Source organism: Paenibacillus graminis (assembly GCF_000758705.1).
GTDB lineage: Bacteria > Bacillota > Bacilli > Paenibacillales > Paenibacillaceae > Paenibacillus_AQ > Paenibacillus_AQ graminis.
The window spans coordinates 5,078,042-5,099,419 of record NZ_CP009287.1 but is presented as its reverse complement, the minus strand read 5'-3'; the positions used below and the strand labels follow the sequence as shown (position 1 = coordinate 5,099,419).

14 protein-coding genes are annotated in these 21,378 nt (G+C 49.8%); 10 read left to right on the top strand and 4 right to left on the bottom strand.

All coding sequences use genetic code 11. The features are described from left to right. Positions 1-5: 5 nt before the first annotated feature. Together PGRAT_RS21965 and PGRAT_RS21960 are read left to right on the top strand one after the other, a co-directional pair. On the top strand, positions 6-1,742 hold the full coding sequence (locus PGRAT_RS21965) for a sensor histidine kinase (RefSeq protein ID WP_025706317.1): 1,737 nt from the start codon (positions 6-8) through the stop codon (positions 1,740-1,742). 123 nt (positions 1,743-1,865) lie between these two features. Then, positions 1,866-3,485 carry a response regulator transcription factor gene (locus tag PGRAT_RS21960; RefSeq protein ID WP_025706316.1) on the top strand — a complete coding sequence of 540 codons (1,620 nt, stop codon included), beginning with the start codon at positions 1,866-1,868 and terminating at the stop codon, positions 3,483-3,485. 17 nt (positions 3,486-3,502) lie between these two features. Here the strand turns inward: PGRAT_RS21960 and PGRAT_RS21955 are convergent, their stop codons facing one another. Then, on the bottom strand, positions 3,503-4,426 hold the full coding sequence (locus tag PGRAT_RS21955; RefSeq protein WP_025706315.1) for an AraC family transcriptional regulator: 924 nt from the start codon (positions 4,424-4,426) through the stop codon (positions 3,503-3,505). Between the two features lie 241 nt (positions 4,427-4,667). Here PGRAT_RS21955 and xynC point away from each other — a divergent pair, with 241 nt between their 5' ends. The 7 genes from xynC (at position 4,668) to PGRAT_RS21920 (ending at position 15,969) form a co-directional block, all read left to right on the top strand. Next, positions 4,668-6,344 (top strand): glucuronoarabinoxylan endo-1,4-beta-xylanase XynC, encoded by a 1,677-nt coding sequence (gene xynC, locus PGRAT_RS21950; protein WP_025706314.1) that lies wholly within the window; start codon positions 4,668-4,670, stop codon positions 6,342-6,344. 245 nt (positions 6,345-6,589) lie between these two features. Beyond that, a complete protein-coding gene (locus PGRAT_RS21945) occupies positions 6,590-8,146 on the top strand; it encodes a response regulator (protein WP_025706313.1) in 1,557 nt (518 codons plus the stop codon). A 12-nt stretch (positions 8,147-8,158) separates the two neighbouring features. Then, a complete protein-coding gene (locus PGRAT_RS21940) occupies positions 8,159-9,883 on the top strand; it encodes a sensor histidine kinase (RefSeq protein ID WP_042267238.1) in 1,725 nt (574 codons plus the stop codon). Between the two features lie 133 nt (positions 9,884-10,016). Then, positions 10,017-11,699, top strand: a complete 1,683-nt coding sequence (locus PGRAT_RS21935; RefSeq protein WP_025706556.1) for an ABC transporter substrate-binding protein — start codon at positions 10,017-10,019, stop codon at positions 11,697-11,699. Between the two features lie 156 nt (positions 11,700-11,855). Then, on the top strand, positions 11,856-12,773 hold the full coding sequence (locus PGRAT_RS21930) for an ABC transporter permease (RefSeq protein WP_042268248.1): 918 nt from the start codon (positions 11,856-11,858) through the stop codon (positions 12,771-12,773). A 15-nt stretch (positions 12,774-12,788) separates the two neighbouring features. Continuing rightward, positions 12,789-13,706, top strand: coding sequence for a carbohydrate ABC transporter permease (locus PGRAT_RS21925; RefSeq protein WP_025706554.1), 918 nt, complete (start codon positions 12,789-12,791; stop codon positions 13,704-13,706). 748 nt (positions 13,707-14,454) lie between these two features. After that, entirely contained in the window at positions 14,455-15,969 is a 1,515-nt protein-coding gene (locus PGRAT_RS21920) for a carboxylesterase/lipase family protein (RefSeq protein WP_025706553.1), read from the top strand. 28 nt (positions 15,970-15,997) lie between these two features. Here the strand turns inward: PGRAT_RS21920 and PGRAT_RS21915 are convergent, their stop codons facing one another. Continuing rightward, positions 15,998-16,762, bottom strand: a complete 765-nt coding sequence (locus tag PGRAT_RS21915; protein WP_025706552.1) for a helix-turn-helix transcriptional regulator — start codon at positions 16,760-16,762, stop codon at positions 15,998-16,000. 96 nt (positions 16,763-16,858) lie between these two features. Between PGRAT_RS21915 and PGRAT_RS21910 the strand changes: the two genes are divergently transcribed. Further along, positions 16,859-17,782 carry an alpha/beta hydrolase gene (locus PGRAT_RS21910; protein ID WP_025706551.1) on the top strand — a complete coding sequence of 308 codons (924 nt, stop codon included), beginning with the start codon at positions 16,859-16,861 and terminating at the stop codon, positions 17,780-17,782. Between the two features lie 375 nt (positions 17,783-18,157). Here the strand turns inward: PGRAT_RS21910 and PGRAT_RS21905 are convergent, their stop codons facing one another. Both PGRAT_RS21905 and PGRAT_RS21900 read right to left on the bottom strand, forming a co-directional pair. After that, positions 18,158-20,431, bottom strand: coding sequence for an MMPL family transporter (locus PGRAT_RS21905; RefSeq protein ID WP_081954761.1), 2,274 nt, complete (start codon positions 20,429-20,431; stop codon positions 18,158-18,160). A gap of 33 nt (positions 20,432-20,464) precedes the next feature. Beyond that, the gene (locus PGRAT_RS21900) at positions 20,465-21,115 is read right to left on the bottom strand and encodes a TetR/AcrR family transcriptional regulator (protein ID WP_238326844.1); all 651 of its coding nucleotides are present in this window, start codon (positions 21,113-21,115) and stop codon (positions 20,465-20,467) included. Positions 21,116-21,378: the final 263 nt, after the last annotated feature.

Here is a 21,378-nt window from a genome sequence, read left to right as displayed (position 1 = left end):
AACGTTTGATCAATCCTTTTAAAAAGTATAGAATTGACCGTCTGTTTTTTCATAGCTTTGCCATCGTTCTTATTGCGGTTATCGGTGTTACGGCATGGACAAGCTACAGCAATTCATCCAAGGCGCTCGTACAGACCACCTCCCATTACCAGCAGCAGCTGCTGGATGAGCTGAATAATGAAATTACGACCCGGCTGGTCATGATTGAGCAGATTTCATTGTCCAGCTCCCGCGACAGCGAGCTGACTAATTTCCTCCTGAACAGGCAGGATGAATTTGAGCGGTACCGCAGCCGCGGAGGTGTTGAAAGCGCACTCGCGAATTTGACCTATGCGATTCCGCTGATTCAAGGGATTGACCTGTATATGGATAACCCTATCCCGAGCGAACGGCAAAGCTATATCCAGTTCCGGGACCTTGCGGATCTTAACAAGCAGGTAGGGGCCGGATGCCTGGAGAAAAGCGATTTTTGCTGGTCCAGAGAGTATAATTTCCCCAGCGTGCAAGGTGAGGTTCCGGTGCTCAGCTTTTCCAGAAAGATAATAAGTGAGAATGACTATTTAGGTGTCCTTGTCGTCCACATCAAGGCCAACGAGATCCGGAAGCTGCTAACCGGCAATTCTGACGGATCTAACCGGATTATGGCGGACAGCGAAGGCCAGCAGATTATGAAAATAGGCGATGCCATGGACCAGAATGACTGGTCCCGGTGGATTGATCTCAAAAGCAATAAATCGGGTTATGTCCATATCCCGGCAACCGATGGCTCCCGCGATACGCTGCTCGTCTATTCAAGGATGGATAATTCCATCTGGACCCTGATCGAATTCACTTCCTGGAAGCAGATCACGGCAAGCAGCCTGAAGCTGGCGGAATGGATCGGCCTGATCGGTATCGCTGCAGTGCTGCTGGTATTGCTCCTGACCCATTTTTTAAGCAAACAGTTTACCAAGCCGATCAAAAATCTGGTAACTGCGATGCGCGTGTATTCCGTTGGAGGCGATAATGTGGAACTGCCGGTGGATTATGAGAATGAATTCGGCTATTTATTCTCCGGCTACCGCAAGCAGAACGAACGGATTGAAGAGCTGTATCTCTCGCTGGAGCGCCGTTATGAACAGCAGCGGAAAGCCGAAATTGAGGCGCTTCAGGCCAATATCAATCCGCATTTTCTATATAATATGCTGGATCAGCTTAACTGGATGGCGATTGAGGCCGGACAGGATGAGCTTAGCCGTATCTTGGAGCTGATGGGACGTATGTTCCGGATCGGCTTGTCCAACGGCAACAGCTTTATCACGATAGCAGATGAACTGCTGCATATAGAGTGTTATCTGGAAATCCAGCAGCTGCGCTGGGGGGAAGGGCTTGAATACAGGATTGAGGCAGCATCCGGACTTCAGGAGTTATATATTCCGAAGCTTACCCTGCAGCCGTTCGTGGAGAATTCCATCGTTCATGGGTTCAACAAGCAGCGCAGCGGCTATGTGTCTATCGTAATGGAGAGACTTGATGATACTCTGCACATTGTCATTGATGATAACGGCGCCGGACTGAAGCAGCCCGATCACAGCTCCCATAAACGCCATACAGGCGGCTACGGAATACGCAATGTGAGGGAAAGAATCACCGGGTATTTCGGAGAGAGTTATGGGATTACGCTTAGTGAACGTGAAGAGGGTGGAACAAGGGTGGAAATTATGCTGCCGCTGCTGCCAGAACCTCCTGCCGGGAAAGACTGACCCTCCATATTCAGATTTAGATCTGCAGATAAGATACGAAACGGCAATGCGGTAAGCGCTTCCTTGCTGAAGAGCGGATATAGTTGTGCTTCGGTACTTGCGGAGTTTAAGGAGGTAGGGGTAATGTGGAAAATCGCCATCATTGATGATGAGCGCCAAGTCCTGAAGGGGATGAAACGGGCGATTCCCTGGGATGAGCTGGGAGCTGAATGGGTTGGAGAAGCTATGAACGGAGAGGACGGACTGGAGGTAATCCGCCATACGCAGCCGGACATTGTGATCACTGATCTGTATATGCCCGTGATGAGCGGCCTGGATATGATGGAGCAGCTCAGGAAGGAAGGATTCCAAGGCAAAATCATTATTCTGAGCGGTTATTCGGATTTTGAACATGCGAGAGCAGCTCTAAGATTTCATGTGACCGACTATGTCTCGAAGCCGATCAGTCTGCCGACGCTAAAATCAATTCTAAGCAATGTCGTACAGGAGCTTGAGGAAGAAGAAGAAAAGCGGATCAGGCAGTGGGAGCTTGAGTCTAAGATGACGCTGTATGAACCTTTTGTTGAAAAGGAGTGGGTTCGCTCCGCCGCTGTCGGTACCCTGGACCATGCATACAAAGACAGCGCACGTCTTCCGCCGTCATACCTTTATTGGCAGGAAAGCAAGCACGTCACGGTTGGCATCGAACTGATCCGCGATGAACGGGCCAGATGTCTATCCGTCTCCGATTGGAACCTGTTCCGGTTTGCGGTCAGCAATATTGCATGTGAAGTCGCGCGCAAGCTGTTCCCGGATATGGAATACACAGAACTGCACAGTACCAGAGCGTTATTGATCATTCACCCGGGTCCAGGGCATCCCGAACAGTTAGAGGATAAGCTGGAGGAACTGGGGATTAGGCTGAGTGACAGTATCGGCGGTTATCTTAAGCTGGTGACACGGATAGGCGTCGGGGGAGTGAAGGATACATGGACTAAGCTCTCCGACTCCACGGAGGAAGCTTTCCGCGCCATGGATCAAAGGGCATTGCGGGTCGCTTCCGCACATGAAGTGTACATGTACCGGGAGAACAGCAGCAGCGAACCGGGAAATGTCGCCCTCTTTCCGGTCAAGTTCTCGTATAAGCTGGCGGCAGCGATGAAGGCCTCGCAGGAGGCCGAAGCCCATCAGCTCGTACTGGACTATATAACGGAAATGAAAAAGCAGGAGGGGCTTTCACAAGGATACGTCCAAATGCTTGGAAGCGAGCTGTGGGGAATTATAACCTACTCGCTATATGAATCCGGATTGGTACTGGATGACCTGTTCACCAATGACCAGATTGCCAAGGAGATCAGCAGCCTGATCGTACCGGATCAGCTGGCAGGGTGGCTGATGGACAAAATCACCAGGATCTGCAGCAGCAGGCAATGGAAAGGCAGCAGCAAGCATAGACAGGTTGTTGATTTCATGACCAGTTACATTCATGAGCACTATGCGGAAGAGCTGACACTCGCCGAGCTTTCGAATAAGGTATTCATTTCGCGGAACCATTTATCCATTATATTTAAGAATATCACGGGTGAGACCTTCAATAACTACCTGACCCGGGTTCGGATCGAGAAAGCGCGGGAGCTGCTCATGGAGCGGAATATGCTGGTCTATGAAGTGGCAGAACGGGTCGGTTATAAGAATATTCCCTACTTCAGCACACTGTTCAAAAAAATAACCGGTATGAATCCTACCGAGCTGATAAAGAACTAGACACTAACGCAAGCCTTCTATTCCGGGAGGCTTGCGTTTTTTTGAACATATAGATGCTTCACGCAATAAATGTTCCTCCTAATTCCCGCTGACACAGTGGCTTTATATTTTCCCGGGGGCATGCCGGCTATTTTTTTGAAGCTCCTTATGAAATTGGCATAGTCGCTGAACCCGGATAGTTCACAGGCTTCGGCGACGGTCTTTCCGGCGGACAGATGGCTCATGGCCAGTGAAATGCGCTTGTCGACAATATAGGAGCGTATCGTAAGTCCGGTATGCTCCCTGAATTGCTGGCTTATATATTTGCCGCTGTAATGAAACTCCTGCTCCAGCTGCTCAGAAGATATAGGTTCGGCCAGGTGCTCCTTGATATAGGTCATGGTATTGCTGACCAGCTCCGGCATGAGATTGTTCGATTTGTATGTGGAAGACTGATACAGGGTGTTGATGAACACAAGCAGCTGGGTTGCATAGGATTCCGCTAGAAGATCCTGTCCATATGCCTCCGAGCTGAGGCAGGAGATCAATTTCTCTGCAAGCTCGCAATAAAACACAATTTGGTCCCGGGTGAGCCGGGTCAGATTGTTCTGTCCGAAGGGATGGGACTCGAAACAGGACAATAGATTAGAGCGATGACTTGACAGCCTCTCCAAGGCTGATTTCTTGATATTCAGCCCTATTCGTTCATACATTTGATTGTCGATACAGATACACCGGTGCATTTCGCTGGGACTGATGATGATTAAATCGCCAGGGGCCAATTTATAGCAGGACTGCTCAAGATACATGTAAGCATTGCCTCTTAGAAACAAATAAATTTCGTAAGCATCGTGGCGGTGATAAGGCAAGAACGGATTGATAAGCTCCGTATCTGTTGTTTTATGGAAGCAAATCAGTTCCTCCTTAATGGGTGTGAAAATATAGCCGGTATCCTGTTTCATCGCATTCAATCCTTTTATTGTATCTTTTGGAATTATGGGTATCCGCGCAATATAGTCTCGTTTATTTGCAAGGATTATACAGCAGATACTTAATATAATACAGGAAAAGGAAGCGCTTGCAAGTGCTGCAAGAAGGAGGGACAAGCTTATGTGAGGTACGGCTGCCGCTTCGAGCAGACAGGAGGTGAGGTGACAAGAGCAGGGATTGGCGGAAAATACTCTATAAGGAGATGAGGAAAAAATGATTTCAGCGGTAAAAAAATCACTGTGTACATTATTGGCAGGCGTAACCGTGCTGTCGGTAATGATGGTACCCGCACCTCCTAAGGTTTCGGCAGCAAGCGATGTGACCGTTAATTTGTCAGCAGAAAAACAAGTAATCCGCGGGTTTGGAGGCATCAACCTCCCGGCTTGGATTGGAGATTTGACCGCAGCGCAAAGAGAAACTGCTTTTGGCAATGGACCGAACCAGTTAGGGTTTTCTGTTCTGCGAATCTATGTGGACGACAATAAGAATAACTGGTATAAGGAATTAGATACTGCCAAGGCAGCCATTGCCAAGGGAGCCATTGTCTTTGCTTCGCCCTGGAATCCCCCAAGCGATATGACAGAGACCTTTAACCACGACGGCGATACTTCGGCCAAACGCCTCAGATACGACAAGTACGCTGCATATGCCCAGCATCTGAACGATTTCGTTACGTATATGAAGAATAACGGTGTGGATCTTTATGCGATTTCAGTTCAAAATGAACCGGATTATGCACATACCTGGACCTGGTGGACTCCAGCGGAAATGCTTAATTTTATGAAAAATAATGCGGGGTCTATTAACTGCAGGGTCATCGCACCAGAGTCGTTCTCTTACTTGAAGAATATGTCGGACCCTATCCTGAATGATTCACAGGCCCTTGCCAATATGGATATTCTGGGCACGCACACTTATGGCACTTCGTTCAACAACTTTCCTTATCCGCTGTTCAAACAAAAAGGGGCAGGGAAAGAGCTCTGGATGACAGAAGTGTACTATCCCAACAGTGACAATAACTCTGCTAACCGCTGGCCGGAGGCCCTGGAAGTTGCTTATCATATGCACAATGCTATGGCAGAGGCGGATTTTCAGGCCTATGTGTGGTGGTACATCCGCAGACAATACGGTCCGATGAATGAGGATGGCACCATCAGCAAGCGAGGGGACAGTATGGCTCAGTTCTCCAAGTTCATCCGTCCTGGATATGTAAGAGTTGACGCTACTAAGAATCCCAACACAAACGTCTACACCTCGGCATATAAGGGCGACAATAAGGTTGTCATTGTTGCTATTAACAAAGGCACTTCAGCCGTCAGCCAAAACTTTGTCCTGCAGAATGGCACTGCATCGAGCGTATCCTCATGGATCACGGATGCCACCAGAAAGGTTGCAGCCGGAGCGTCCATCAATGCCGCTAGCGGTTCCTTCACAGCCCAGCTTCCCGCTCAAAGCGTGACAACCTTTGTAGCTGCACTTGGAAGCGGCGGAGGCAACGACACCGGTACTGCTTATGAAGCTGAAACCGGGGCAACCTTGACCAATGCCGTAATAGAAACCACCTATTCGGGTTATAACGGCAGCGGGTACGTCAACTTCAATGGCGTCACCGATGCCGCCATTCAGTGGAACAGCGTCTACTGTGCCGTTGCAGGGACCAAAAATGTGAAATTCCGCTATGCCCTGGACACAGGTACAAGAAACCTGGATGTGTATGTGAACGGAAGCAAGGTCATCAGCAATACCGCCTTTGCAGCAACCGGCAGTTGGTCAACCTGGGGAGAACAAACAATTCAGGTTCCCATGAATACCGGAGCCAATACAGTCAAAGTGGTGACTACCGGTACGGAAGGACCGAATGTGGACAGTATTCATGTGTCGGCCCAGTAGGATGACGAAATGATATACATGATAGCGTCTTGATTGAATCCGATCTTGGCTTGTAAACCAGCAGCTTACATAGTGCGTTTACAGGCCAAGATTTTTTTACGGGAATATCGGAATTCACGCAATATATTATCGATAACATACAAGGATACTCTCGCGGATCCTTAATATAATACAATAAAAAACAACCCAAGTTCCGCCGGCGGGGAACCACCGGCGGAATATTTTTTGTCATTGGGAGGGCAATTATGTTCAAAGTGTTGTTGGTAGACGATGAGGTATATGTCCGCAAAGGGCTGCTGGAATTAATCCAATGGGAATCGCTCAAATTCAGCATTGTGGGAGAAGCGAATAACGGCGCCGAAGCGCTCGACATGATGGAACAGCTTGAGCCGGACCTGGTCATTACCGATATCCGCATGCCCATTCTGGACGGGCTGGATCTGATCCGCAGCGTGAATGAACATGCCGGATTGGATTCGATATTCATCATTATCAGCGGCTTCCATGACTTCAAGTATGCTCAGCAGGCCTTGCGCTACGGGGTTCACGACTACATTCTGAAGCCCATAGACGAAGAGGAAATGACCGCAACGCTGCGCAAGCTGTCCTATGCCATGGGCAGGAAGAGAATCGCCACGCTGACTAATGATGATCTTACAACCAGTGCAATTATGGAAGCGCTGGTACAGGAGAATCTCCAGGCGGAGGATGCTGAGCCTTACGCAGCAGCGTTAGGTCTGGAAGGAGAGAGCGGCTTCCTGTACGCCGTGACCGAGATTCATGCGGGCCAGCAGGACAAGCAGACCACTGTGAAGCAATTCCAGGAGGCGCTTCATTCTCTTGAAGAGGGAGGTGCCGGCATTCCTGTGCTTGAGCAGCAGCCGGGGACATTCGGAATGCTGCTCTGCACAGGCCGGATCACAGGCGGACGCGGCGGTCTTGCGCGTCATTTGGAGCGGCTTCGTGCATTGCTTTCGGAACGGCTGAACACGGGGCTGAGCCTCTATGCAGGTGATCCCGTTGACTCGCTGGTCCATGTTCACCGCTCGTATTCTGAGGCTAACGAAGCAGCCAGGCATAAATATGCCGAGAACACTGGAGTCATTATGTATTCGTGTGTCACCGATAAACCTCTGTATGTATTCGACATGAGCCCGGTACTCGCCAGCAAGCTGATCATGCAGATCGAAGAGGGCAACAAGAAGGATTACCAGCAAACCGTGAACAGCATGTTCCGGTTGTTCCATGAGCAGCGTTTCACCCCGCAAGCCGTGACCGGTTCCCTCTCCCGGTGCATGACGGGAATCCTTGGCGTAATTAAGGAGATGGACGGCAACGAGGAAGAAATTCTGCGGCTTAAGGATCTGGCTGAACGGGGGCACGGGCAATGGAGTCTGCAGATGCTGCAGGAGCATTTCATGCAGGCTGTACAAGAAGCAGCGGAATATATTGCGCGGCTCCGCAAGGCGCAATGCCTGGGGGGGATCAAGCCCGTCAAACGATACATCGATACCCATTACCGCGAGAATATCAGCCTTAAGAGCATAGCAGCCGAATTCTATATGAATGCTGTGTATCTGGGGAGGCTGTTCCGCAAGACTTACGGCGTCTATTTCAACGATTATCTCCTGGAGCTTAGGATACAGGAAGCCAAAAAGCTGCTGCGGCAAAGCGATCTGCGAATGTACGAGATTGCGGGAAGAGTCGGTTTTCAGAATGCCGATTATTTCGTGACCCAGTTCGAAAAGCTGGAACAAATATCGCCGTCAGAATACCGGAACATGCTAATTCACAAAGAATAGCGGGGAGGTTCTATGAAGAAATTCCTGAATTATTTGAAGCTGCGCGACAAGCTGCTGCTGATGTACATGCTGTCGGTATTTATTCCCATAGTGCTGACCAATGTCGTGTTCTATAACGTGACCACCTCCAATATACGGAATCAAAAAATCCGCGATGCGGACATGGCATTGAACAATCTGAAAAACGATCTGCGGGTGACTATCGATCAAGGGGTAGGCCTTTCTTACTCCCTGTATGCCGATTCCATTTTCAACAAAACCATTACCCGCAAATTTACCAGCGAGAAGGACTATGTCGAAACCTTCAATTCCTATTTAAGGGGGGTTCTTGCCGATCAAAATGCACAGGGGGTCCACTGGTATCAGGTGTATACGGATAATCCTACCGTATTGGCCTCCGGTTATATTGACCGGTTAACCGACGAGATCCGCCATACCGGCTGGTATGCACAGTCCAAAGCCTCTTCCTCCCGTTATCCGACCTTGATCTTTTCCGAACAGAAATTCAGTCTGATTCAAAAATTAAACAATTACCACACCAGCGGCATCGAGCAACTTGTCAAAATCGATTTGAACATGGAGCGGATTCACCAGATCTTTTTCGGAAGCGCATTTAATGGCAGGGTGTATTTAGTCGACCCCCAGGGGAAAGTGAGGTTCGGGAACGATACGGCGAAACTCGCGCAGGATGTTCCTTATAAGGAGATCCGCTTTCCCAAGAACGCTCTGACCTTCAAGAACGTGTACAGCGGGATTAATTATCTGGACGGATGGACACTGGAGGGCGTCATGGATGAGGAAAGTGTGCTGAAAGAGGTCCGAAAGTCACGTTCGTTCGTTATTTGGCTGGCCTGCATCAACTTTGTGCTGCCTTCCATTATCATTGCAGCCATGTCGAGGTCAATCCATGTGCGGCTGGTGCGGATTCTCAAGCATATGAAAAAGGTAAAGGCACAAAATTTCCAGACGATTCCCCATGAAGAGGCCAGAGACGAAATCGGGCAGCTGACTAACGAATTCAACCGGATGACCGAGACGATCAACAGTCTGATTAATGAAGTCTATGTTGCGGATATCCAGAAGAAGGATCTGGAGCTGAGGCAGCAGCAGGCGCAGCTTCATGCCCTGCACAGCCAGATCAATCCCCACTTTCTGTTCAATTCACTGGAATCGGTCCGCATGCGAAGCATCATCAAGGGGGAAAAAGAGACGGCGAAGATCATTCAGCATATGGCGAAGATGTTCCGCAAATCGATCTCCTGGAGCCATAACTATGTTACCGTCCGCGAGGAGCTGGAGCTGATTGAAAGCTTTCTGGAGATTCAGCAATACCGCTTCGGCGACAAGCTGGAGTACAGCATCGTTGCCGACCCTGCAGCGCTGGGTCACCGGATTCCCAAGATGGTTCTGCTTCCATTCGTGGAGAATGCCAGTATCCATGGTATTGAATCCAGCCCGGATAAGGGAAGGATCACGATCTCAGTTGCCGTACAGCCGGATGGGCTTGTCTTCAGATTTGAGGATAACGGGATCGGCATGTCCCCGGAGAAGCTGGAGGCACTCAAGAGGTATCTGGAAGAGAATGACGAGATCGGCGAGCGGGTCGGCATGAAAAATGCATATTACCGTCTGAAGCTTTGTTACCGGGAATGCTTTGCTTTTTCATTGGATGCCCGTTATGGGGAGGGGACCTCTATTGAAATCTCTCTTCCCTTACTGGAAGAAGATCCGGAATGAGGATAGGAACGGATATGTTTTTCAAAGTATGAGGTATGGTTTGTTGGGTAATCAGGAAAGCGTTTTCTTGTTATATTGAAAGAGCTTACAAGATTGAAGGGAATTTAAGGAATCTAAAGGGGATGAAGTCCAAATGTTTAAAAGCAAAATTCTGACCGCTGGATTGGCACTCGTTTTAGCAGCGACTTTGACAGGTTGCGGTAATGGCAGCCATTCGTCTGGCAGTGCGGCGAATGGTTCAGCAGCAGCCGGAAGCGGGGATACGTCCGCTGTTACGTACAAGTATTTCAGCTTTGGCGGGCCAAAGAAGCAGGTCTTAGGCAGTGAAACCACTATTGGGAAAGAACTGCAGAAACAAACCGGTGTTGACTGGAATATTGAATATCTGGTGGGAGATGGCGACACGAAGGCAGGTGTCATGATTGCCAGCGGAGATTATCCTGACATCATCGATTCCAGCGGCCAAATGGCTAAGCTTATGGACGCAGGGGCTTTCATTCCGCTGGATGATCTGATTGAAAAGTATGGACCCAACATCAAGCGGGTATACGGCCCTTACTACGAGAAATTCAGACAGAAGGACGGCAAACTGTACTTTTTTCCTTACGGAGCCAATATCGGCTACCTATCTGAGCCTAATTTTCAGACGGGATTCTATATTCAGCGCTCTGTACTCAAGGAATTCAATTATCCCAAAATCAAAACACTGGATGAATATTTCGATCTGATCAAGAAGTACAAGGAAAAGCACCCGCAGGTGGATGGCAAGGATACCATCGGTTTCGCGACCTTCGCCGGTGAGCAGGGCAGCTTCTATACGCTCCAGAATCCGGCCATGCACCTGGCAGGCTCTCCCAACGACGGCAGCACCATTGTGGATATGAAGACCCACGAGGCCAAGCTGGTGGCAGGCTCTGAATATCAGAAGCGGTGGATCGGGAAGCTGAATGAGGCAAATGCCGAAGGCCTGGTTGATCCGGAATCCTTCACCATGAACAGAGACCAGTATTTGGCGAAGCTGACCTCCGGGCGTGTACTTGGTTATTTCAGCTACTCCTGGCAGGTTGGGGACGCAACCAACAATCTGAAGAAAGCCGGCAATGATGATAAACGGTATGTAGCATTGCCGATCGTGTTTGATAAAGAAATTAAGGATCAATATATTGACCCTCCCGGCTTTGTCAACAACTATGGGATAGGCATTACCGTCAAAGCCAAAGATCCGGTCCGCATTATCAAGTATTTCGATAACCTGCTGAAAGAAGAAAATCAGATTCTGGTTCAGTGGGGCATCAAGGACCAAAGCTATGCTGTTGATGAGAACGGCCGCTATACGTATGCCAACGATGAACAACGCCAAATCCACGAAGATCCTGAAAAGAGCATGAAATTCGGCTTCGACTACTTCAATTACAGCTGGCCGCGTTACGGAAACAGCTCCGTTCTGCAGGACGGCAACGCCTATGGTCCAGGCAGCCAGCCGGAGGTGGCCACCTTCGGATATACGGACGGTGACAAGCAGCTCCTTGCAGCATACGGTGTGAAGACTTTCAGTGAGCTATTCAGTAATCCGGATGAGCGTCCATGGTTTCCCGCCTGGTCCATCGCCCTTGAACAGGGATCGCCTGAGCAGATGTTCATCACCAAAGCGGATGATCTCCAGCGGAACCATCTGCCTTCGATGATTCTGGACACACCGGCCAATTTCAGCAAGAATTGGGACGACTACATGAATCAGTTAAACAAGCTGGATAAGAAAACGTATGAGGATTTCATTACGAAAAAGGTACAAGACCGCGTCGCAGGCAAATGGTAATGCCGGTTCTGTAAGCGTCTGCTAAATGCCCGGGGTCGTAAGCCGAAAGGCGGTTCGACCCTGCGGCTGTAACAGCAAGGGAACGGAAGGGAGTAAGATCAAGTGGAGAAACCCGTATATTCTGTAAATTCGGACCCGCAAGTGAACGGGACGAGAATGAACAAAACCAGTTTGTTCTTCAGCCGTCTTATTCAGCAGAGAACGCTGGCTTTGATGTGTCTTCCATTCGTAATTTGGGCTTTTGTGTTTAAATACCTTCCCATTTGGGGTTGGACCATGGCTTTTCAGAATTATAAACCGGCCAGAAGCTTTTCGGAGCAGGAATGGGCGGGCTTGAAGCATTTTCGGATTCTGTTTGAGGACAGCACATTTTACCGGGTGCTGCGAAACACGCTGGTGATGAGCAGCCTTCAACTGGTACTGGGATTTGTTACAGCGATTACGCTGGCTCTTCTGCTGAATGAATTGAAGAATATCATTTTTAAACGTGTGGTTCAGACGGTCAGCTATTTGCCGCACTTTATTTCCTGGGTTGTGGCATCAAGTATTGTGCTGACCGTGTTATCACCGGACGGGGTTATTAATCTGCTGCTGATGAAGCTGCATCTCCTGGACAAACCGGAGCTGTGGATGGGTAAAGGGAATTACTTTTGGGGGATTCTCGCGGGAACACAGGTCTGGAAAGACGTAGGCTGGAACACGATTATTTATTTGGCGGCCATTACTTCCATTGATCCTGCCCAATATGAGGCGGCTGAAATTGACGGAGCGAGCCGCTTTCAGCGGATACTTAATATTACACTTCCCGGACTCAAGCCGGTGATCATTATCCTGCTGATTATGAATTTGGGTAACATTCTTGAATCCGGATTTGAGCCGCAATATTTGCTGGGGAACGGGATGAATCTGGAATACTCGGAGAACCTGGATATTTTTGTGCTGAAGTATGGGCTAGGCATGGGCAGCTTTTCCTTGGGAACAGCGGCAGGCATATTCAAAACCGTAGTCAGCTTCATCTTCCTGTTCTCCGCTAATCATATCGCCAAGAGAATGGGAGAAAGCAGATTATTCTAAAAGGAGGTCTATGTCATGCAATCAAGTAAAGCTTCCCGCTTACGCAATTCCAGCCTGGGGGACCGGGTGTTTGATATATGCAATATTATCTTTATGGTGTGTCTGATGATTGTCACGATGTATCCCTTTGTTAATATGATCGCCGTTTCCTTCAATGACGCCAATGACGCCGTGAGAGGCGGGATTTATTTGTGGCCGCGGATGTGGACCCTGAATAACTATAAATATATTTTCGGAGAATCGGATATTTACCATGCGACCTTAATTTCACTTCTCCGCACCGTGATCGGAACTGCGGTATCCGTCTTCTGTACGGCCATGCTGGCCTTCACCGTCAGCCGCCAGGAGTTTGTGCTCCGCAAGTTTGTCACACTGTTCTTCGTGATTACCATGTATTTCAGCGGGGGGCTGATCCCCGGATATCTGCTTATCCGTAATTTGGGCTTGACGGACTCCTTCTGGGTCTATATTGTCCCGGGTGTTATCGGTGTGTTCAACATGATTATCATCCGCTCCTTCATTGAAGGCCTTCCCGAAGGTATCCTGGAATCGGCGCGGATTGACGGTGCCGGAGAATTCACGACCTTTATCCGCGTAGTATTGCCGTTGACTATTCCAGCTATGGCGACCGTATCCTTGTTCGTGGCTGTGGGACAATGGAATTCATGGTTTGATGTGTTTTTGTATAATTCCTCGAATATCAAGTTAAGCACGCTGCAGTACGAGCTGATGAAAATTTTGCAGACCACCAACACATCTGCGACTGCAGGGGCGGTGGAAGCTTACCAATCCGCAGAAAATGCTGTCAGAGTAACTCCTACTTCACTTAGGGCGACGATGACGATCATAGCCAGTGTCCCGATTCTGATGGTCTATCCGTTCCTGCAAAGATACTTTGTACAGGGAATGACTGTCGGGGGGGTAAAGGGATAACGCACCGTCCCGGCACAGGTAAGCCCTGACTGGTACAAGACCTGCCAAACGATGGTTGGAGCAGGAGCCGCTTATGCCTACACGGATTCCATCCATACCCGTAAAGTGCTCTTCGATGTTGACCGGATCTGGACGATGCGGCAGGCGATGCAGTATAGCGTCTAGCAATTTTACGCTTGCACTTGGACGGCACCTTACTGGATGAGCCAATCCCCGACCCTTACCCCCAGCCAAATTATCCGCCCCGGCGGCGCACGTGGGCTAAATGGGGGGAGGAGAGGCAGGTGAGCAGTGCTAGTTGGAAAAAGGGAGCTTATTTCTCCCCAAAATCAGCAATTGTGAGATTGAAGTGGAAAAAGTGAACTTAATTGGGCCGTATACCCTCTTCAGGAGCGTTTCGAGCTGATTTAGTTATCCTTTTTCCACTTCACATGTGTGAGCATAGTGCGGATTAGCAAACTCTATTATTAGAATACATCAATTCCATTATTGCTTAGATCATTGTTTTTGATTGAGGTGTAAATTACAATTTAATACACCCCGTACTTAATACCTTAGGAAAAGCCGGAAAAGTCAAAATACACTGTGTTTGCGAAGGAGGTATTTATGGAGGTGATAGTCTCGTACAGACCGGAATAGGGCAGAACGGATTATTGCTTTATATATCATTGAAAGCGATTACCAAGATGCAGCTATTCCATAAATATTTATTTACTCCAATAAATACACCTGTAAAGGAGACGATACCATGCTTAGAGTTGTAACAGTTGAAAATGGGACGGTTCAGGGGCTGCCGGCAGCCGACCCCCGGATCACGAGCTTCAAAGGGATACCCTTCGCCGCTCCACCCACGGGCGAAAACCGTTGGCGTGCCCCGCAGCCGGCAAGAGACTGGGAAGGTGTGCTTCAAGCATACGAGTTCGCGCCAATTTCAATGCAGGTAAGACAAGAGATTGACGACGACAACATCTATACCCGGGAATGGGCTGTGGAACCAGACATCGCCATGAACGAGGATTGCCTTTACCTGAATGTATGGACACCGGCCAATCGTATGGATGAGAAGCTTCCAGTATATGTATGGTATTTTGGCGGAGGCCTCCAGGTAGGCCATCCGGCCGAAATGGAATTCGACGGCGAACGCATTGCACGCCGGGGCATCGTGGTGGTCACAATCAACTATCGCCTGAATGTCTTCGGATTTTTATGCCATCCCGAAATAACGGCGGAAGCGCCGGAAGCACCCGCTAACTTTGGCAACCTAGATCAACAGGCGGCAACACGATGGGTCAAACGCAATATTGCAGCATTTGGCGGCGACCCTGACAATATCACCATCGGCGGACAGTCCGCCGGCGGCGGAAGCGTTATGAGCCAGCTCACCTCGCCTCAGAACAAGGATCTTTTTCAACGGGCGATTATTCAAAGCGGGATCTTTACAAAACTATACCCGGGAACGCTCTTGCCTCCGCTCCGGAATGATCTGAAAGAGGCTGAACAGGACGGTGTCGGGTTTTTTAAATATCTGGGCGTATCTTCGCTTGCAGAAGCCCGGCAGCTGGATGCAGTCTACCTTCGAGACAAGGCTGTAGAGTACGGGGGATTCTGGGGCACAGTCACAGATCAGGTGTTCAGCGTAGGCAATTCTTTTGATTTGTTCCTGCAAAACAAGCGCTGGAAGGTGCCGGTAATGTTCGGTCATACCTCCTCCGAGTTTTTTAGTGTCCCGGATGCTGAAACATTGGACGATTTCAAAAAGATGGCCGCAGCCATATTCGGCGACGATGCCGCGGCATATCTGGAGCTTTGCGGCGTTCAGGCGGGCAATATTGAGGAAGCCAGGAAGAGGGCTGCGGTGAGCGGGATAGAATACGCGATTCGCATTGCTGCGCAGGCCAATGCCGACACCGGCGGCAAAACCCCGCTGTACTATTATAATTTCGATGCTGAAATACCAGGCTGGGACAACCCCGGTACCTTCCACTCGGTGGATCTCTGGTTTTTCTTTGAAACGCTTGCCAAGTGCTGGAGACCGTTTGTCGGGAAGCATTATGATTTGGCCCGCCAGATGTGCAATTATTGGGCCAACTTCATCCGTTCAGGTGACCCGAACGGGCTGGACTCGACAGGAAAGGAACTGCCACGATGGGAGCCCTACACCCCTAAAGCGCCGTATGGGATGCTGTTCGCAGACCGGGCCGAGTTTTCCAAACAACAACCGGGTGAGGTCATGAAGTTTCTCGTGGAGCAGGTGTTTAAGTAACCGGTGCTGCCGAAAGCTAATTTGAACATTAACCTTTTACATGCTTCTGATAGTTTCTCGGTGTATGCCCGGTCAGTTGCTTGAATTGCCTGCAGAAGTGCTCAACATTTTGATATCCGCACCGGGAAGCGACTTCAGCAATGCTTTGGGCGTTGTGAATCAAGTATTCTTTGGCCATACGAATCCGGCTGTTGATAACGTCATCCATGCAGGAAATTCCAAACGTTTTTTTGTAGATGTTCTGGAGATAACCTGGGCTGATCCCAAGAGAATCCGCCATTTTAGAAACCGTCCAGTAATCGCCCGGGTTATTTTGAATGGCGGTGCGCAGTTTCAGTAATTTGTAGTATTGAGGCGTAATATCATCCTGGAAGTAGGATTCCCATAGCTTGTTGAACAGTGTCCGAAGCAAATAATCGATGGAAGATTCTTTGCAGTCCCGGTTAAAATTATGTTCAAGGACAAGCAGTTCAAACAGTTTGTTGCAGTAGTCCGGGTCACTCAGGGCAAAGGGAACGCCGGGCGGAAGAGGAGATTCTGAAATATAAGGTTCATTGGATTCAAAGCGGATCCAGTCATTGATAAAATGCTCGGTGCAGGCCTGATAATAGACCTTCTGCAGTGGGCGATAGAGGATTGCGCTGTGAGCAGGATATTCCTTGAGCCCGCCGTTTACCCAGAATTGCGCAGGGGTTTTTGTGACTACAAGGAGCCAGTGATAGCCCACGGGAACATCAATAACAAAATTGCCCGCGTGTGTCGTGTTGCATTCAACATAGTGAATATGGGCCATCCTTCCCCCTCCTAGCAAGAATGCCTATATTATAACATAATGAAGATATTTGATTGAGCTCAGTGAATTTCTTACTTTTTTAAGGAGTGTGTTAAAGTGGATCCAACAACAGCAGCCAATGAAATGCCGGAGGGAACCCAGATTATTTATGGCGGTTTTTCCGAAGGCGGCACCTACTATTCCTGCTCTTATCGGCCTGATGTGGTCTATGCGGAATATGACGGTGTGGAAAGAAGACTTCAGATTATTATCCCGCATCGTGCCGGGTACAAATTTCCTCTAGTCGTTTTCATTCAAGGTTCAGCCTGGAAAAAACAAGACCTTTATGGGGCCATTCCAAATTTAAGCCATATAGCCGCAAAGGGATATGTGATCGCAAGTGTTGAAATTAGGGACACCGGCATCGCAAGATTCCCAGCCGCAGTAGAGGACGTCAAATGCGCGATCAGGTTTATGCGCAAACATGCTGGAGAATACGGGATTGATCCGAACCGGGTTGCGGTATGGGGGGATTCATCTGGCGGACACCTTTCCTTAATGACCGGTCTTACTATAGGAGAATATGATAACGGCCTTTATAGTGAACAGACAGACGAAGTCAGTGCAGTAATTGATTATTACGGAGTCTCAGACCTGCTTACTCTAGGTAAATATAATGATATTCTGGACCATGATGCCGCCGATTCACCGGAAGCTTTATGGATTGGAGGAAAAGTAAAGGAGCATGTAAATCTGGCAAAGCAGGCAAGCCCAATTCATCAGAATCTGGGAAAAAAGCTTCCGCCTTTTCTCATCATCCATGGAGACAGTGATACCATTGTCCACGTGAACCAGAGTATCGAGATGTACAAGTCACTCAAGGAACACGGACAGAAGGTTATATTTTATAAGGTTGTTGGCGCGGACCATGGAATAGGCATTTGGAATCCGCAGGTTCTTGACATTACAGAAAAGTTTTTATCGGCTAATTTAAATCGGCCTTGTATAGATCAGCCGCCGTTTCAGCATTCTATGGAATAGGGGCTGTGCGTATGCGGAGTTTGCTTCCGGTATATGATTTTGGAAAAAGATCCAACTAATTATAATTCATATAAAAAGCAGATGAACAATCAGTTGGAAAAAGTGAACTTATTTCCCCTTCAAATCAACAAATTGGATATTTAGATGGAAAAAGGAAACTTAATTAGGCAATTTTACTCAATCAGGAGCGAAATGAGCTGAATTAGTGATCCTTTTTCCAACTTAGGCTGCGGAGACCCGTGTGCCGGGCAAATGAAAGGTCCTTTTTCCACTTGGAATTGCCGCCGGATTCATGTGAGGTCCTTCAGGCAACGCTAAATTGAAAATCGAAGACAGCTACGCTATCCAGTGATGGACGGCGTAGCTGTTTTGTTCTTATTTCTTGTCCCCGCTCCCGGCGTGGAGTTTGGCGATCAGCTTATCGCCCTCGACATCGAGGTTCGGAAGCAGGCGGTCCAGCCACTTCGGCAGCCACCAGGCTTTGTCGCCGAAGACCGCCATTACGGCCGGAACAAGCGTCATACGGATGATGAAGGCATCGATCAGGATACCGAAGGCCAGCGCGAAGCCGATCTGTTTGATCATCGCGTCAGGGGCGAAAATAAACCCGGCGAAGACGGAAACCATGATTATGCCTGCGGCAAGCACAACGCGGCTGGCGAGATCGTAGCCGTGGACGACACTTTCGTTGCCATGGCGTCCGTGGACATAAGCCTCACGCATGGAGCTGACCAGGAAAACCTGGTAATCCATTGCCAGCCCGTACAGGATGCCAGTAACCAGAATCGGCATAAAGCTGAGCAGCGGTCCTCCTGTGTCAAAACCAAACAGGGAGTGCAGCCATCCCCACTGATAGACGGCCGTGGTCAGGCCGAAGGTGGCGAGGACGCTGAGAATAAAGCCGACCGTGGCCTTAATCGGAACGATGACCGACCGGAAAACGAGCAGCAGAATGATCAGCGACAGGATCACAATGATGCCGATATACACAGGAAATGCGTCGGAAAGCTTGGAGGACATATCGATGTTGATGGCGGTGAAGCCGGTCACCCCAAGCGTTAGTTCATTTCCGGATGCCAGGCTGGAGGCGGGATCGCGCAGATCCTGCACCAGATTTCTTGTCTCCGTATCCGTCGGGCCGGTTCTCGGGATCAGACTGATGATGGCGATATCGCCGGTTGCGTTGACGCCCATTGGGGACACCAGTGTGACGTTATCATGCATTTGCAGCTCCTGAACCAGCTTGCCCAGCGTCTCCATTGAAATTTTACCGGACGGGTTTTTCGGTTCAGCTACAAGCAGCAGCGGTCCGTTGAAGCCCTCGCCGAAACCTTTGGAGATGATGTCATAGCTTTGGCGTGCCGGGGTGTCCAGATTTGCCGAAGCGCCGGACGGAATGCCCAGCTCCATTTTCGTTACCGGAATCGCCGCCGTACCCAGAACCAGGACCACCAGAATAATGATAACCCAGCGGTATTTTACCGTAGCGTTCGCCCAGCGGTGTGAGAATCCGTGTGGGGCACTTTTTCCTGAAGCTGCTTTTTTCGTGCGGGCTTTGGCCGTGCAGATCCGTTCGCCGACCAGGCCCAGCAGCGCAGGCAGCAGGGTCAGCGCCAGCAGGACGTTGATTAGGACGCTGACAGCGGCAACCAGAGCCATTGTCGACAAAAATCCAATGCCGATAACCAGCATGCCGCACAGGGCGATAATGACGGTCAGCCCGGCAAAAAATACGGCACTGCCGGCGGTGCCGACCGCCCGGCTTGCCGCTTCGCGGGCGCTTAATTTCTCATCGAGAATCAACCGGCGCTGCCGGTTCACGATAAACAGCGAGTAGTCGATGCCGACAGCCAGACCGATCATGACAGCAAGAATCGGCGTAATGTCATTCATCTGGATGAGATTAGAGAGGGCAAATGCACCTCCAACGCTGATCGCGACACCCAGGAGCGCGGTGATCAGCGGCAGTCCGGCGGCAACGACCGAGCCAAGCGTAATAAACAGCACAACGGCGGCAACGACAACGCCGACCGCCTCCGTCGATCCGATGGACGGCGTGCTCTTCAGCGAATCGCTCGGAATGGCGGTGATGCCGGAGCCTGCCTGCTCGACCGCAGTCACAGCTTTGATGACGTTATCCGGTACGGAAGAGGGCAGCGACGTCTGCTGAACGGTGAACTGGAACTGGAACAGGGCGATGCTGCCGTCGGCGGACAGCATGACGCCGGGAACCGGAACGCCGTTCGCCATCAGCGGGCCGTAAGGAGCTGCTTGCCCGGCGGCAGCAGCCGGGTCCGCAGCCGCAGCTTGCCCAGCGGCAGCAGCCGGGTCCGCAGCCGCAGCTTGCCCAGCGGCAGCAGCCGGGTCCGCAGCCGCAGCTTGCCCGGCAGCAGCAGCCGGGTCCGCAGCTCCAGCCTGACCGGCTGCGGCAGCGGCCGCTTCGGCAGCCAGTTCGGCGGGGTTGATAATATAGTCCATGCTGTAGACATCATTGATAGCCTTCTGGATCAGCGCTACCCGCCCGGGTGTGTCCAGACGTTCCCCATCCGGTGCGGTGAAGGCGACGCTCGCCTGGCCGCCCGCAGCGGCGGGAAGCTCCGCAGCCAGCTTATCCAGCACTTTTTGCGATTCGGTGCCTTCAATTTTCATTTCATGTAATGGGTTCTCCTTTTTATCTCTGGTTTAGAAGCCGTTGTGTAAATAAGCAAACATGGAATTTAAGTATTGATCAAATGACATAGCGCCGGAGTCTTCTTCCTGTGCTTCACCCGGCAGCAGTACGTTAAGCCGTCCGTCCAGAATAGGCACGAACGCTCCGTAGACAGCTCCGGCAAGCAGATGGGTATACCCGTCTGCATAACGTCCACGCGAGAACTGCTCGAGGGTTTGCTGGGCAGCAATCTGCAAGCGGCGGAATACGCTGAGGATATAAGGCTCCAGCGATGGATACTGATTCGCAAGCAATACGAACTGCCGTAATTTGTGCAGAAACTCAGAGGTGAACTGCAGCTTGAGCAGGTTGTACAAGGCATCCAGCGGTGTTGTATCCGGAGGCATATCCTTAAACAGCATATTTTTATCCTCCTTTGAAACATTGCCGATAAAATACTCCGCTACCGCTTCCTCTTTGCAAGAGAAGTAATTGGCAAAGGTCCGCCGGGAAAAGCCGGCCTTCTGAACAACATCGTCAACGATGAAGCCCTCCATTCCATGTTTAAGCGCAAGCTCAAAGGCAGCTTCAGCTAAGGCAAAGGCTGTTGCTTCCTTTTTTTTGTCGCGGAGCGTCAGCTTGGGTTCATACTCCATGCGTTCTCCTTTCTTGAGCTCAGTCACCGCCTGGGCTCTATTTGATACATTCTATTATTGCCTAAAGGGCAAAATTGCACAATGGGCAATTGGATTGCGGACTGAGCAAAATGATATAAGAGCAGACTTATCCGGTATTGTTTGCAGGTATGGTCGTCTTTAAGCATGCAGCATCGTCACCTCACCACATTATTTTGAAATAATATTACATTAAACTGACAAACATATTGAAATAATATTACAAGAGAGATATAATAGGGCCAACCAAATAAAGAGTAGTTAGTTTAGAG